Here is a 14697-nt window from a genome sequence, read left to right on the forward strand (position 1 = left end):
TCTGAAGGCCATCACCCGCGAACTAGAGTCGTGGGTGGTGGCCTTCATTGACGTCAGGAGGATTCGTGCGGGTTCGGCGAGTGGTCACGACCAGGGCGGGCGGCGCGTCACGGCCGCCCTACGACAGCTTCAACCTGGGCGATCACGTCGGCGACGACGAGGGCAACGTCTACGCCAACCGCAAGCGGCTCGCGGCCGAGCTGGGCCTGGCCGAGGACAAGCTCGCCTGGATGGAGCAGGTTCACGGCCGGACCGCGACGATCGTCGACGGCACCGAGACTTCCGCCGCCGAAGCGACCGACGCGCTGGTGACGGCGACGCCCGGGGTCGCGCTCGTGGTGCTGGTCGCCGACTGCGTCCCGATCCTCCTGGCCGACGCGGAGGCGGGAGTGGTCGCGGCGGTGCACGCGGGCCGCGTCGGCACGCGTGTCGGCGTCGTCCCGGCCGCGGTCGAGGCCATGCAGTCGGCCGGCGCGGAGGTGGGGCGCATCGAGGCCCTGCTCGGCCCGGCCATCTGCGGCGACTGCTACGAGGTCCCCGCCGCAATGGCCGCCGACGTCGAGAAGCACGTCCCCGGCAGCGCCTGCAAGACCCGGAAGGGGACGCCGGGGCTCGACCTGCGCGCCGGGCTCTGGCGGCAGCTCGCCGACCTGGGCGTCGGCAAGATCGGCGTCGACCCGCGCTGCACCAACGAGGACAAGACGCTGTTCAGCTACCGCCGCGACGGGACCACCGGGCGGATCGCCGGCATCACCTGGATCGAGGCATGACCGCCGACGTGCTTTTTCCCGCGGAGGCGGCATGAACACCGCCGACGTGCTTTTTCCCGCGGAGGCGGCATGAACACCGCCGACGTACTTTTTCCCGCGGAGGCGGCATGAACACCGCCGACGTGCTTTTTCCCGCGGAGGCGGCATGAACACAGTGCGGAAGGCCGAGCTGACCGAGAACCTGCGCCAGGTCGAGGCGCGGATCGCCGCCGCCTGCCGGGCCGCCGGGCGCGCCCGCGACGAGGTCAAGCTGATCGCGATCACGAAGACCCGTCCCGCCTCCGACGTCGCCCTGCTCGCCGAGCTGGGCGTCACCGATGTCGGCGAGAACCGCGACCAGGAGGCAGGCCCGAAGGCCGCCGAGGTCCCGGGCCTGCGGTGGCACATGGTCGGCAGGCTGCAGCGAAACAAGGCGCGCTCGGTGGTCGGGTGGGCCCACGAGGTGCAGTCCGTCGATTCCGCCCGGCTCGCCGACGCCCTCGCCAAGGCCGTGCGTGCAGCTCGCGACGCCCAGATACGTGACGAACCCCTCGACGTGCTGATCCAGGCCAGCCTCGACGACGACCCGGACCGCGGCGGCTGCCCGCTCGGCGAGCTGGCCGCGCTGGCCGACCGCATCGCGCGGACGGACGACCTGCGGCTTCGCGGCCTGATGGCCGTCGCGCCGCTGGGTGCGGACCCGGCCGAGGCCTTCGAACGCCTCGCTCGGGCGGGGGAGGGCTTGCGCAAAGATCACCCGAATGCCGCAGAAGTCTCCGCCGGGATGAGCCATGATCTCGAGCAGGCGATCACGCACGGCTCGACCTGTGTGCGTGTCGGAACCGCGTTGCTCGGTGGGCGCGGTTTAGCCTCGCCGTAGGGAGCCCGCGCGGTCGTCACGTTTCGTGTCCGCCCGTACGGGGCACTGACGGCGTGGAGATCGAAAGTCAGTGCGGGAGCGGCTAGGGCTAGGGAGAGGCATGAGCGCGCTGCAGAAGCTGAAGGCCTACTTCGGGATGGTGCCCGCAGACGAGGACGGCTACGACGACGGCGACGGCTACCGGCGCGGTTACGACGACGACTACGACTCCTACGAGGAGCCGGCTCCGCGGTCGTCGCGGTCACGGTACCGGGACGTCGACGACACGTACGACGAGCCCGTCAGCCGCAGCCGGTCACGCTCCGTGGTCAGCTCCGAGCCGGCCGTTCACGGTGCGCTGGCCGTCGACCGTCAGCCGGAGCCGGTGGCGCGCCTGCGCCCGGTGGTCGAGCCGGTCGTGCGCCAGCCGGTGCGCGACCCGCTGAGCCGCATCACCACGCTGCACCCGACCAGTTACGCGGAGGCGCGGGCGATCGGGGAGCACTACCGCGAGGGCATCCCGGTGATCATGAACCTCACCGAGATGGAGAACGCGGACGCCAAGCGGCTCGTCGACTTCGCCGCCGGGCTGGCGTTCGCGCTCCGGGGATCGATGGACAAGGTCACCAACAAGGTGTTCCTTCTCTCACCGCCCGATGTGGACGTCACCGCGGAAGACCGTCGGCGGATTGCCGAGGGCGGATTGTTTTTGCGGGGCTGAAGTCGGGAAGACCGCTGAGCGCAAGCAGACGTGACTTTGCCGACCCGACCCGGGGTCGGCCCCCTCAACTGCGTCTTCGGAGAGGACGCCCGGTTAGAGTAGGTACGTGGAAGCTGTGTGGCTGGTCGTCTGGTACGTGCTGTTCGCCTTCTGGCTGCTGCTGACGGCGCGGATCGTGGTCGAACTCGTCCGGACCTTCGCGCGTGAGTGGCATCCGGCCGGAGGGGTTGCGGTCACGCTCGAGACCATCTACACAGTGACGGACCCGCCGGTCCGGTTGTTCAGGAGGATCATTCCGATGGTCCGGATCGGCGGCGTCGGACTGGACTTGTCGATTATGGTGCTGCTGTTGGTTGTGTTCTTCGCGATGCAACTGGCAACTCCTTCAAGTTGATCGGGGAGACTTGGAGTGGACCCTGCAGGCCATGGAGTGCGTGAGGTGATCTGATGTCGTTGACCCCCGCTGACGTGCATAACGTCGCGTTCAGCAAGCCGCCCATCGGCAAGAGGGGCTACAACGAGGACGAGGTGGACGCGTTCCTCGACCTGGTGGAGACCGAGCTGGCCCGGTTGATCGAGGACAACAACGAGCTGCGCCAGCAGATGGAACAGCTGGACGCGGAACTCGAGTCGACCCGCAGCGAGCTGGAGAACGCCAAGGCGAATGTCGGCGCGCCCCCGATGCGCGAAGAGCCGTCGCGGCGCCTGGCGCCGGTGCCGCCGCCGCAGTCCGCCATGGAGCAGACCCAGGCGCACTCGATGGTCGGCGACAGCACCGAGCCGAACGTGCAGGCCGCCAAGGTCCTGGGCCTGGCCCAGGAGATGGCCGACCGGCTGACCGCCGAGGCGAAGACCGAGTCCGACGGGATGCTGGCCGAGGCCCGCACCAAGTCGAGCAGCTGCTCTCGGACGCCCGGGCGAAGTCCGACTCGATGGTCAACGAGGCGCGTACCCGCGTCGACACGATGCTGAACGACGCGCGGACCCGGGCCGAGACGCTCGAGCGTCAGGCGCGGGACAAGGCGACCACGCTGGAGCGCGAGTCGCAGCGGAAGTACACCGAGACGATGAACAGCCTGAACTCCGAGAAGAGCGGGCTGGGCAAGAAGATCGAAGAGCTGCGCACGATCGAGCGGGAGTACCGCACGAGGCTGCGCGGGTTCCTCGAGTCCCAGCTGCGCGAACTCGACGACCGCGGATCCGCGGCGCCCGCGTCGGCGTCGTCGAACTCCGGGCAGTCGTCCGGTTCGTCGAGCGGCGGCCAGGGCTACTCCTTCGGCCCGCGCGCCGAAGCCGGCTGAGTTCCTTCCCGGGCCGTGGCACCCCCCGATTCCGGGGTGTGCCACGGTTCGGAGTCGATCCGGTACCACCCGTGGGCGGGTCGTGGCCCGCTTCCGGGGCGTTCGTGTTGTAATGCAGCGTGCTTTACATCGTCCTGGTCCTGGTACTGGCGGCTCTGGGGTTGCTCGTCACCGCGCTGATCACGGCTTCGTCGCTGTGGGCGTGGGTTTCGATCGGCCTGTCCGTGCTGGCGGGGCTGATCCTGGTCGCCGACTGGCTGCGCCGCCGTCGCCGTGCGGCCGCGCGCCCGGCCGCCTCGGAACCGGCCCCGTCGGAACCGGCCGCCCCCGCCGCGCCCGAGCCCGCCGAGCCGGTTGCCGAGGAACAGACCACCTTGATCCCGGCCGCCGGCGACCTGGGTGACCCGGCCGACACGCCCGAGCCGCCGCCGGTCGCCGAGCCGGACGTTTCCGCCGAGACCGAAACGACCCCCGATGCCGAGCCGGGCGTCGAAGAAACCCCCGAGGCCGACGTCGCCATCCTGGCCGACCTCGAGGACGAGGTCGTGGTGGTCGACGAGCACCCCCGCTACCACCTCCGCACCTGCCCCTGGCTCGGCCCCCGCGACACGATCCCGATCGGCGTCGGCGAGGCCCGCCAGCTCGGCTTCACCCCCTGCGACCGCTGTCGCCCCGACGCCGCCCTGGTCGCCACTCACCGCTGACCGCGTCGACCCCCCAATCACGCGTGATGCCTCCTCAATCACGCGTGATGCCCCTCCAGACACACGTGATGCCCGCCGGATCTCGCGTGACTCCCGCCGGAACCGGCGTGAGCGAAACCGGAACTCGCGAGTCACGGCCTCAATCACGCGAGTCACGGGCCGGATCACACGAATCACGTGCGGGATCACGCGAGTTACGGGTCCTCGCCGGGCTGTGTGCCCCTCGTGACAACCCGGTTGCGCGGGCCGGTTAACCTGGTAGGCAACAAGGCGTCGATCCGGCCATCACCGGGGAGCCTCCGGAAGAACCGAGCGTCACCGCTCTCAGTAGAACCGGACGGGTGCGGCCCGTGACAGCCGTCGAATGAGCGGCCCGGGAGCACCTGCCGGGCAAGCGGGGTGGTACCGCGGAACGCCGAAGCGTGTTTCGTCCCCGTGTGGGTGACCGGGAGCCCGGTCGTCCGTACGCGAGAGACGAACCGAGGAGCACCCGGATGTACCCCCAGGCCCAGCTCGGCGACGGCGCAGGAGTCCCGTCGCAGCCGTCGTTCCCCGACCTGGAGAAGCAGGTCCTCGCCTACTGGGAGAGCGACCGGACCTTCCAGGCGACGATCGACGCGCGCCCCGCGGGCGAAAAGGGCGAGAACGAGTACGTCTTCTACGACGGCCCGCCCTTCGCCAACGGCCTGCCGCACTACGGCCACCTCCTCACCGGGTACGTCAAGGACCTGGTGCCGCGCTACCAGACGATGAAGGGCCGCAAGGTCGAGCGCCGCTTCGGCTGGGACACCCACGGCCTGCCCGCCGAGCTCGAAGCCATGCGCCAGCTCGGCATCACGGAGACGTCCGAGATCGAAGAGATGGGCATCGCGAAGTTCAACGCGGCTTCGCAGGAGTCCGTCCTCCGCTACACCGACGAGTGGCGCGAGTACGTCACCCGCCAGGCGCGCTGGGTCGACTTCGACAACGACTACAAGACCCTCGACGTCACGTACATGGAGTCGGTGCTGTGGGCGTTCAAACGCCTGTGGGACAAGGGACTCGTGTACGAGGGCTACCGCGTCCTGCCGTACTGCTGGCGGGACGCGACGCCGCTGTCCAACCACGAGCTGGGCATGGACTCCGACGTCTACCGCAACCGCCAGGACCCGGCCGTCACGGTCGGGTTCCGGTTGGAGGGCAACGACAATGACCTCGACGGCACCTACCTGCTGATCTGGACGACGACGCCGTGGACGCTCCCGTCCAACCTCGCCACGGCCGTGCACCCGGACGTGCAGTACGTCGTCGTCGAGCACGACGGCAAGCGGTTCCTGCTCGCCGAAGCGCGCGTTGCCGCGTACGCGCGCGAGCTCGGCGAAGAGCCGACGGTCGTGGCGCACTACACCGGCACGCAGCTGCTCGGAACCCGTTACGCCCCACCGTTCCCGTACTTCACCGGCACCGAGAACGCGCACCAGGTGCTGGCCGCCGACTACGTCACCACCGATGACGGCACCGGGATCGTCCACATCGCACCCGCCTACGGTGCCGACGACAAGCTCGTCACCGACGCCGCCGGCATCCCGCCGGTGACGCCGGTCGACGCGCACGGCAAGTTCGACGCAACCGTGCCGGACTACGAGGGCCAGCAGGTCTTCGACGCCAACCCGAACATCGTGCGGGACCTCAAGAACGGCACGGGATCCGCGGCGCAGCAGGGCGCCGTGCTGCTGCGGCACGAGACCTACGACCACAGCTACCCGCACTGCTGGCGCTGCCGGAACCCGCTGATCTACCGCGCGGTCTCGTCGTGGTTCGTCGCGGTCACGCAGTTCAAGGACCGGATGGTCGAGCTGAACCAGCAGATCACCTGGTACCCGGAGAACGTCAAGGACGGCCAGTTCGGCAAGTGGCTGGAGAACGCCATCGACTGGTCGATCTCCCGCAACCGGTACTTCGGCACGCCGATCCCGGTGTGGCAGTCCGACAACCCCGAGTACCCGCGCACCGACGTCTACGGCTCGCTCGACGAGCTGGAGGCGGACTTCGGCGTGCGGCTGGACAACCTGCACCGGCCCTACATCGACGAGCTGACCCGGCCGAACCCGGACGACCCGACCGGCCAGTCCACCATGCGCCGCGTCCCGGACGTCCTCGACGTCTGGTTCGACTCCGGTTCGATGCCGTACGCCCAGGTGCACTACCCGTTCGAGAACGCCGAGTGGTTCGAGCACCACTACCCGAGCGACTTCATCGTCGAGTACATCGGGCAGACCCGCGGCTGGTTCTACCTGCTGCACGTGCTCGCGACGGCGTTGTTCGACCGGCCGGCGTTCCGCACCTGCGTCTCGCACGGCATCGTGCTGGGCTCGGACGGCGCGAAGATGTCGAAGTCGCTGCGCAACTACCCGGACGTCAACGAGGTCTTCGAGCGCGACGGCTCCGACGCCATGCGCTGGTACCTGATGGCGAGCCCGATCCTGCGCGGCGGCAACCTGGTCGTCACCGACAAGGGCATCCGCGACGCCGTCCGCCAGGCCGTGCTGCCGCTGTGGAACTCCTACTACTTCCTCGCGCTGTACGCGAACGCCGAAGGCGTGGAAGGCCAGTGGCGCACGGACTCGCCGAACGTGCTCGACCGGTACGTCCTGGCGAAGACGCACGAGCTGGTCACCGACGTCGAGTACGCGATGGACCACTACGACGTCGCGGGCGCGTGCCAGACCGTCCGCGACTTCCTCGAGGTCCTGACGAACTGGTACGTGCGGCGCTCGCGCGACCGCTTCTGGGCCGGCGACAAGGACGCGATCGACACGCTGCACACGGTGCTGGAGGTGACGTCGCGGGTCGCGGCGCCGCTGCTGCCGCTGACCACCGAGGTGGTCTGGCGCGGCCTCACCGGCGGCCGTTCGGTGCACCTGAGCGACTGGCCGAACGCCAACGACCTGCCCGCGGACGCCGCGCTGGTCCACGCGATGGACCGGGTGCGGCAGGTGGCGTCGTCGGCGCTGTCGCTGCGCAAGGCGAACAAGCTGCGCGTGCGGCTGCCGCTACCGAAGCTGGTCGTCGCGACTGAGTCTTCTTCGGACGCCTCGTCGCTGGAGCCGTTCGCCGACATCCTGCGGGACGAGGTGAACGTCAAGGCGGTCGAGCTGACCACCGACGTCGCCGCGCACGGCGGGTTCGAGGTCGCGGTCAACGCCCGCGCCGCCGGCCCGCGCCTGGGCAAGGACGTCCAGACGGTGATCAAGGCCGTGAAGGCGGGGGACTGGTCGTTCCAGGGCGGCGCGGTGGTCGCGGCCGGGATCGCGCTGCAGGAGGGCGAGTTCGAGCGCCGGCTGGTCGCCAAGGGCGGCGGGGCGGCGGCGGAACTGCCCGGCGGGTCCGGCCTGGTCCTGATCGACACCGACGTGACGCCGGAGCTGGCGGCCGAGGGCCTGGTCCGCGACCTGGTCCGGGTCGTGCAGCAGGCGCGCCGCGACGCCGGGCTCGACGTCGCCGACCGGATCGCGCTGACCGTCGACGCGCCCGCCGACGTCGTCGAAGCGGCCCGGACGCACGAGGAGTTCCTCGCGTCCGAGACGCTGGCGACGTCGGTGACCCACGGCCCGGTGGCCGAGGGCTTCGCCGGCACGGTCGGGGACGGAACGAAAGTCACGGTGTCGGTGACGAAGGCGTGAATTGTCGTGGGTGGCCGGTAGGGTGCAGACTCGACCGGCCACCCGCGGGTGGCTCCTTGGGGGAGGGGAACTGCCATGAGTCCTGGCCAGAGACGCGGCGTCCTGATCGGGGGCGCGCTGCTCGTCGTCGTGGTCGTGGTGGCCGCGTTCTTCCTGCTGAACAGCGGGAGTTCGGCACCTGAGGCCGCCACCGGCGCGACCGCCGTGGAGAGCCCCGGCGCGCTCGACCCGCAGTCGGCGATCACCGAGTACCTGCAGGACGTTTCCGAGAACAACCCGGACGCCGCGGCCCGGCTCACCGACGACAACGCGGCCGCCGCGGTCACGTTGCGGGCCACGCGCAACACGCTGAACCCGACGTCGGTGGCCGCCAAGCTGACCGTGCTGCAGCCGGCCCCGGCCGGTGCCAAGCGGACCGGCGGCACCTTCGGCGTGTCGTGGACGCTCAAACCGGGCCAGGTCTGGACCTACGACGTGCCGTTCGAGCTCGTGCAGAGCAGCGGGAAGTGGCTGGTCCACTGGGCGCCGTCGCTGGTGCACCCGAAGCTGGAGGCCGGGCAGCGGCTGGTGATCAGCACCGCCGCGCCGGACACCGTCGCGGTCGCCGACCGGGACGGCAAGCCGCTGGTGTTCGGCGGGGCCGGCGGCCCGCGGATGGTCGACGGCAACCCTGCGCCGCTGCTGCGCTCGGCACTGATGGGGCAGGTCACCGTCGCGGCCGGCAACGGCTTCGCCGTCGAACGCGTCGACACTGGCGGCAAGAGCGTGGAGCGGCTGTTCGGGAAGGTGGCGTCCGACGGGGCGAAGCCGCTGGTGACGAGCCTGAGCCTGGCCGCGCAGAACGCCGCCCAGGCCGCGGTGGACGGCTACCAGGGCTCGGCCATGCTGGTCGCCCTCGACACCGGCTCGGGCGACATCCTCGCCGTCGCGCAGAACGCCGCGGCCGGGAACTCGCCGAAGGCGCTCAGCGGCCTGTACGAGCCAGGGTCGGCGTTCAAGATCGCGACTTCCGTGGCGGCGGTCCAGCAAAGCGGCCTGAACGCGACGTCGCCGGTCGACTGCCCCGGCGTCGCGACGATCGGCACCCGGACGGTGAAGAACGAGAACTTCGAGCTGGGGGCGACCACCCTGCAGAACGCGTTCGCGCGGTCCTGCAACACGACGTTCGGCAGGCTCGCCCTCGACCTGCCCGCGGACGGGCTGAAGAAGGCGGCCGACGAACTGGGCCTCAACGCCGACTACGAGATCCCCGGGATCAAGAGCGAGCTGGGGAAGGTCGAGCCCGCGGCGAGCAAGGACGAGCAGGTCGAGGACGGCTTCGGCCAGGGCCGGATCCAGGCCAGCGCCCTCGGCGGCACACTGATGGCCGCCACGGTCGCCTCCGGCAAGGCGATCACGCCGCGGCTGTGGCACGACCTGCCGACCACGGTGGTCAAGGGCTACTCGCCACCGCCGTCGTCGGTGCTGGGCGAGGTGCGGAAGCTGATGCGCGCGGTGGTGACCAGCGGCACGGGCCGCGCGGCGGCCTCGGCGGGCACCGTCTTCGGCAAGACCGGCACCGCCCAGTTCGGCGACGGTTCGAACGCGACGGGCTGGTTCGTCGGCTACCGCGAAAGCGTCGCCTTCGCGGTGGTCCTGGAGAACTCGAACGACTCGGGCCCGGCCGTCCAGCTCGCCGCCAAGTTCCTCAAGGCCCTCTGACCGGACGTACCCGGACGGTCGGCCCGCGTACTCAGGCAGTCGGCCCGCGTACCTGGAGGGTCGGACGGCAACCCGACCCTCCAGGTACGCGACCCGACCCTCTGGGTGCGCGACCTGACCCTCTGGGTGCGTGGGCCGACCCTTCGGGTACGCGACCCGACCGCCCAGGTGCGCGACCCGACCCTCTGGGTGCGCGGGCCGACCCTTCGGGTGCGCAACCCGACCGCCCAGGTACGCGACCCGACCCTCTGGGTACGCGACCCGACCGCCCGGGTACGCGGGCCGACCCTTCAGGTGCGCGTGTCGTCCGGGCAGGCGCGATGGTTCGGGCGGGGCCGAAGGGTGCGGGCCGTAGCGTGGGGGCATGGAGACGATTGCGCTGGCCGAGGTGGCCGCGGTGCTCGCCGATCCGAGCCGGGCGACCATGTGCCTCGTGCTGCTCGACGGGCGGGCCTGGACCGTCGGCGAGCTCGCGAAGGCGGCCGGGATCGCCCTCTCGACCGCCAGCGAGCACGTCAGCCGGCTGGCCGGGGCCGGGTTCGTCGCCCGGGTCAAGCAGGGGCGGGCCAGCTACGTCCGGATCGCCGACCCGCGCGTCGCCGAGCTGATCGAACACCTGGCCCAGCACGCCGAGCACCGGCCCGTCACCGGCCTGAAGCCGTCGTTGCGGGCGCGGCGGCTCGGGTTCGCGCGGACCTGCTACGACCACCTCGCCGGCGAGCTCGGCGTCGCCCTGCGTGACGGCATGCTCGCCGCCGGCCTGGTCGGCACCGCCGACGGGCTCGCCCTCACCCCGGGCGGGCGGACCGTGCTGGCCGACCTCGGCGTGCCGGTCGCCGCCGGGCGGCGGCCGCTGCTGCGTGACTGTCTGGATTGGACGGAGCGCCGCGACCACCTCGCCGGGGCGCTGCCCGCGGCCCTGCTCGACCGGGCGGTCGAGCAGGGCTGGGTGGCCAGGGACGGCCACCGCGCGGTCAAGGTGCTGCCCGCGGCGGGGGCGCCGTTCGCCGCGCTCGGTGTCGATCTCGACGCGCTCGGTGGCGTCGCCGCGCCTTAACACACCGGGTGTGCGCTACTGGGCAGCGGTACACGAACGAGTTAATCCGGCCGCTTCACTATTCTGAGTGCCCCACGGCACTCGGGAGGGAGGCGGCATGGACCAGCTCCCCGTGCTGCTCGGCGTCGGCGGTGTCGTCCTCCTCGCCTCCGTGCTGGCCGTGCGCGTGTCGATCCGGCTCGGCCTGCCCTCGCTGCTGCTGTACTTGGGGATCGGCGTCCTGCTGGGCGAAGCCGGCTTCGGCATCCGGTTCGACAGCCCCGAGCTGACCCAGTCGCTCGGCCTCGCCGCGCTCGTCATGATCCTCGCCGAAGGTGGCCTGACCACCCGGTGGTCGGCGGTGAAACCCGCGCTGGGCCGCGGGATCGCACTGTCCACAGTGGCCGTCGTGGTCAGTGTCGCGGCCACCGGCGCCGCTTTGCACTGGCTGCTGGGCCTGGACTGGCGGCTGGCGCTGCTGTGGGGCGCGGTGCTCGCCTCGACCGACGCCGCCGCGGTGTTCTCGGTGCTGCGCACGGCGGGCATCGGCAAACGGCTCACCGGCGCGCTCGAACTCGAGTCGGGCATCAACGACGCGCCGGCCTACATCGCCGTCGTGGTGCTGGCCGAAGGCACCACTGTGGACTGGACGCTGCCGCTGCTGGTGGTGTACGAGCTGACCGCGGGCCTGGTCATCGGCCTGGCCTTCGGCTGGCTCGGCGGGCTCGCGCTGCGCCGGGCCGCGCTGCCGGCGACCGGTCTCTACCCGCTGGCCACGGTCGCGGTGTGCGTCGTCGCGTACTCCTCGGGCCAGCTGCTGCACGCGTCCGGCCTGCTCGCCACCTATGTCGCCGCGCTGGTGCTCGGCAATTCGCGGCTGCCGCACCGGTCGGACACGCTGTCGTTCGCCGAGGGACTGGGCTGGCTGGCGCAGATCGGGCTGTTCGTGCTGCTGGGGCTGTTCGCCTCGCCGGAGCGGCTGCTCGACGCGGTCGTGCCGGGCCTGGTCGCGGGCGCCGTCGTGCTGCTGCTGGCGCGGCCGCTCTCGGTCGTGCTGTCGATGCTGCCGTTCCGGCTGCCGTGGCGGGAACAGGTGTTCCTGTCGTGGGCCGGGCTGCGCGGCGCGGTGCCGATCGTGCTCGCCATGATCCCGCTCTCGCGCGGCCTGCCGGGCGCGCAGCGGCTGGTCGACGCGGTGTTCGTGCTGGTCATCGTGCTGACGCTGGTGCAGGGGGCGACGCTCGGCCCGCTCGCGCACCGGCTCGGGCTGGCGAAGAAGTCCGAGGCGCACGAGATCGAGGTCGACTCCGCGCCGCTGGACGAGCTGGGCGCCGAACTCCTGCAGGTCCGCATCCAGGTGGGGTCCAAGATGCACGGCGTGTACCTGTCCGAGCTGCGGCTGCCGGTCGGGGCGACGATCAGCCTGGTCGTCCGCGACGGCGCCGGGTTCACGCCGCAGAAGACCAGCCGGCTGCAGGAGAACGACCAGCTGCTGGTCGTCACCACGAGCGCGGTCCGGGACGCGGTCGAACGCCGGCTGCGCGCGGTGGACCGGGCCGGCCGCCTTGCGCGCTGGAAGGGCGAGTCCGGCCGCTGAGCACGCTCTGTGACCGCCGTCTCAGAATGTGAGGCGGGGGTTGGCGGCCCGGCGCGTTCTCGGTTACCTTCTGGCTCAGGTCATGAGTGCCAGCGCGAAGCCCCGGCTTGCTGGCCGGCAACCCTCCTACCGCGGTGGGGTGCCCCGGGTGAAGACCGGGCCGGTCGCGCCGTGCGACGGGCAAGCGCGGGCCCCTCGCCGGGGTCCCCCGGATCGCCGAGGAGGCACCCCGATGACTCTCGCCATCGACCGCACCCAGCCCGAAACCCGCGAAACCCCCGCCATCCCCACCGTCGCCGGGGCGTCGCTGCGGGTACCGCTGGTGACCGGCGGCGACATCGGTTACGCCAACCTCGACCACGCGGCGAGCGCCCCCTGTCTCGACGCCGTCCGCGCCAAGGTCGACGAGTTCCTGCCCTGGTACGCCAGCGTCCACCGCGGCGCCGGCTTCGCCTCGCAGGTCTCCACCAAGCTCTACGAGCGCACCCGTGACGTCCTGCGCCGCTTCGTCGACGCGCGGCGGACCGACACCGTCGTCTTCACCCGCAACACCACCGACTCCTTCAACCTGCTCGCCCGCAGCCTGCCGCGGCACACCACGGTGGTCGTCTTCGACACCGAGCACCACGCCGCGCTGCTGCCGTGGCACGGGCCGAACGTCCGGCGGATCCCCATCCCGCGCACCCGCCTCGCCGCGGTGTCCGCTGTGGACGAGGCGCTGGCCGGCGCTCCGCAGGGACCGCGGCTGGTCGTCGTCACCGGCGCCTCCAACGTGACCGGCGAGCTGCTCCCGGTGGCGGAAATCGCCGCCGTGGCGCGGAAACACGGCGCCCGGGTCGCCCTCGACGCCGCCCAGCTGGCCCCGCACCGCCGGATCTCGCTCAAGGAACTGGACGTCGACTACGTCGCCCTGTCCGGCCACAAGCTGTACGCGCCCTTCGGCGCCGGTGCCCTGATCGGCCGCGCGGACTGGCTGCGCGCGGCCCGCCCGTACCTCGCCGGCGGCGGCGCGACCAAGCTCGTCACCGAGGACGCCGTCGTCTGGAACACCGGGCCGGAGCGCCACGAAGCCGGTTCGCCCAACACCGTCGGCGTGTACGCCCTCGGCGTCGCGTGCGAGACGCTCAGCGCGAACTGGGACGCCGTCGTCGAGCACGAGCAGGCCCTGCTCACCCGGCTGCGCAAGGGGCTCGAGAGCATCCCCGGCTGCGCCGAGCTGCGGCTGTTCGACGCGCCGGTCGACCGGGTCGGCACGGTCAGCTTCGTCGTCGACGGCTTCGACCCGGGCTGGCTCGCCGCGGTGCTGTCCGCCGAGTACGGCATCGGCGTCCGCGACGGCGCCTTCTGCGCCCACATCGCGGCCAAGCGGCTGATCGCCGTCACCGGCGGCGACGGGCAGCAGGCGGTCCGCGTCAGCCTCGGCCTCGGCAGCACCGAGGAACACGTCGACCGCGTGCTGCTGGCGCTGCGGCAGATCGTCGCCCGCGGGGCCCGCTGGGAGTACGCGAAGGTGGACGGCCGCTGGGCCCCGGTGGGCGACCCGCGGGAGCTGCCGCCGTTCTGCTGAGCGCTAGCCTGGGCCGATGGGGAGAGGGCCGCGTTACTGGTTTCCGCTGGCACTGCTGGGTTTCGCGCAGATCGGCGCGGTCACCGTGCAGCTGCTGTGGCGCCGGAGCCCGGCCGAAAGCGAGTCCGCGAACCTCCTCCTGTCACCGGCGGTCCCACCCGGTGCGACCGAGTACAGCCGCGCACTGCGGTGGCCGCTGGACTTCCACGTCGGGGACAGCAGCCTCCCGGCCGGGCCGGTGTGGCTGGTCACGCTCGGCGTGGCGGTCCTCGGCACGGCCGTCTGGTACGCGTTCGCCCGGCGACCGGGCCGGGTGGGGTGGTTCGCCCTCGGCACGATCGCCGCGCTGCTCGCCGTCCCGCTGCTCGACCTGGTCGGGTCCTGGCAGTTCCGGCTCGGCGACGGCCTGCGCGGCCCGCTCCTGGCCACGCTCGGCCTGCTGCTGCTCGCCGCGTACGAGCGCAGCCGGTTCGTCCTGCTGACGGCGGCGGCGTTCGCCCTGGTCGCCGTGGTGCTCTCGGCGGACATGGCCGGCATGCTGGCCTCGGCGATGATCCTGCTCGCCGCCGCGCTCGTCGCCCTGCTGCGGGGAAACCCGAGCTCGATGCCCTGACCCGATGGGGAGTCCGCGGAGGGCCTGGTTCCCGTTGGCCGCGCCGGGCTCGCGCTGCTCGTGACGTGGCCGCCCCGGCCTCCCCACCGCCGAGCCCAGCCGCACGACCTACGCGAGCGCGCTCGCCGTGGCCGCCTGGTACCGGCGGCAGCTGCGGCCCTGGCGTCCGGGCCGGTTCGTGCTCGGG

Annotated in this window: 11 protein-coding genes, 1 pseudogene and 1 riboswitch; all 12 genes and pseudogenes read left to right on the forward strand. The window is 71.7% G+C overall.

Annotated features, from left to right (window positions below; genetic code table 11):
* Positions 1 to 65 precede the first annotated feature (65 nt).
* The 12 genes and pseudogenes from pgeF (at position 66) to HUT10_RS50150 (ending at position 14510) form a co-directional block, all read left to right on the forward strand.
* Complete coding sequence (gene pgeF / locus HUT10_RS42680) at positions 66 to 770, forward strand: peptidoglycan editing factor PgeF (protein ID WP_176176396.1); 705 nt, start codon at positions 66 to 68, stop codon at positions 768 to 770.
* A 145-nt stretch (positions 771 to 915) separates the two neighbouring features.
* A complete protein-coding gene (locus HUT10_RS42685; protein WP_176176397.1) occupies positions 916 to 1629 on the forward strand; it encodes a YggS family pyridoxal phosphate-dependent enzyme in 714 nt (237 codons plus the stop codon).
* A gap of 100 nt (positions 1630 to 1729) precedes the next feature.
* Complete coding sequence (locus tag HUT10_RS42690) at positions 1730 to 2329, forward strand: cell division protein SepF (RefSeq protein WP_176176398.1); 600 nt, start codon at positions 1730 to 1732, stop codon at positions 2327 to 2329.
* 115 nt (positions 2330 to 2444) lie between these two features.
* The gene (locus HUT10_RS42695; protein ID WP_176178304.1) at positions 2445 to 2723 is read left to right on the forward strand and encodes a YggT family protein; all 279 of its coding nucleotides are present in this window, start codon (positions 2445 to 2447) and stop codon (positions 2721 to 2723) included.
* 53 nt (positions 2724 to 2776) lie between these two features.
* A pseudogene (locus HUT10_RS42700) lies at positions 2777 to 3630 on the forward strand (DivIVA domain-containing protein).
* 119 nt (positions 3631 to 3749) lie between these two features.
* Positions 3750 to 4334 carry a hypothetical protein gene (locus HUT10_RS42705; RefSeq protein WP_176176399.1) on the forward strand — a complete coding sequence of 195 codons (585 nt, stop codon included), beginning with the start codon at positions 3750 to 3752 and terminating at the stop codon, positions 4332 to 4334.
* Positions 4335 to 4828: 494 nt separating this feature from the next.
* Positions 4829 to 7996 carry an isoleucine--tRNA ligase gene (gene ileS / locus HUT10_RS42710; protein ID WP_176176400.1) on the forward strand — a complete coding sequence of 1056 codons (3168 nt, stop codon included), beginning with the start codon at positions 4829 to 4831 and terminating at the stop codon, positions 7994 to 7996.
* 75 nt (positions 7997 to 8071) lie between these two features.
* Positions 8072 to 9697 (forward strand): penicillin-binding transpeptidase domain-containing protein, encoded by a 1626-nt coding sequence (locus HUT10_RS42715; RefSeq protein ID WP_176176401.1) that lies wholly within the window; start codon positions 8072 to 8074, stop codon positions 9695 to 9697.
* A 364-nt stretch (positions 9698 to 10061) separates the two neighbouring features.
* The gene (locus HUT10_RS42720) at positions 10062 to 10754 is read left to right on the forward strand and encodes a helix-turn-helix transcriptional regulator (RefSeq protein WP_176176402.1); all 693 of its coding nucleotides are present in this window, start codon (positions 10062 to 10064) and stop codon (positions 10752 to 10754) included.
* Positions 10755 to 10851: 97 nt separating this feature from the next.
* Positions 10852 to 12330, forward strand: a complete 1479-nt coding sequence (locus HUT10_RS42725) for a potassium/proton antiporter (RefSeq protein WP_176176403.1) — start codon at positions 10852 to 10854, stop codon at positions 12328 to 12330.
* Between the two features lie 78 nt (positions 12331 to 12408).
* Positions 12409 to 12523: riboswitch (SAM riboswitch) on the forward strand.
* 39 nt (positions 12524 to 12562) lie between these two features.
* Entirely contained in the window at positions 12563 to 13897 is a 1335-nt protein-coding gene (locus HUT10_RS42730) for an aminotransferase class V-fold PLP-dependent enzyme (RefSeq protein ID WP_176176404.1), read from the forward strand.
* Positions 13898 to 13913: 16 nt separating this feature from the next.
* A complete protein-coding gene (locus tag HUT10_RS50150; protein ID WP_217709690.1) occupies positions 13914 to 14510 on the forward strand; it encodes a hypothetical protein in 597 nt (198 codons plus the stop codon).
* Positions 14511 to 14697: the final 187 nt, after the last annotated feature.

Source organism: Amycolatopsis sp. Hca4 (genome assembly GCF_013364075.1).
Lineage (GTDB): Bacteria > Actinomycetota > Actinomycetes > Mycobacteriales > Pseudonocardiaceae > Amycolatopsis.

What these genes read in the sequence shown, in the direction of transcription:
- HUT10_RS42685 (WP_176176397.1), top strand. Translation starts at nt 916, where the DNA reads ATGAACACAGTGCGGAAGGCCGAGCTGACCGAGAACCTGCGCCAGGTC.
- HUT10_RS42690 (WP_176176398.1), top strand. Translation starts at nt 1,730, where the DNA reads ATGAGCGCGCTGCAGAAGCTGAAGGCCTACTTCGGGATGGTGCCCGCA.
- ileS (WP_176176400.1), top strand. Translation starts at nt 4,829, where the DNA reads ATGTACCCCCAGGCCCAGCTCGGCGACGGCGCAGGAGTCCCGTCGCAG.
- HUT10_RS42715 (WP_176176401.1), top strand. Translation starts at nt 8,072, where the DNA reads ATGAGTCCTGGCCAGAGACGCGGCGTCCTGATCGGGGGCGCGCTGCTC.
- HUT10_RS42720 (WP_176176402.1), top strand. Translation starts at nt 10,062, where the DNA reads ATGGAGACGATTGCGCTGGCCGAGGTGGCCGCGGTGCTCGCCGATCCG.
- HUT10_RS42725 (WP_176176403.1), top strand. Translation starts at nt 10,852, where the DNA reads ATGGACCAGCTCCCCGTGCTGCTCGGCGTCGGCGGTGTCGTCCTCCTC.
- HUT10_RS42730 (WP_176176404.1), top strand. Translation starts at nt 12,563, where the DNA reads ATGACTCTCGCCATCGACCGCACCCAGCCCGAAACCCGCGAAACCCCC.
- HUT10_RS50150 (WP_217709690.1), top strand. Translation starts at nt 13,914, where the DNA reads ATGGGGAGAGGGCCGCGTTACTGGTTTCCGCTGGCACTGCTGGGTTTC.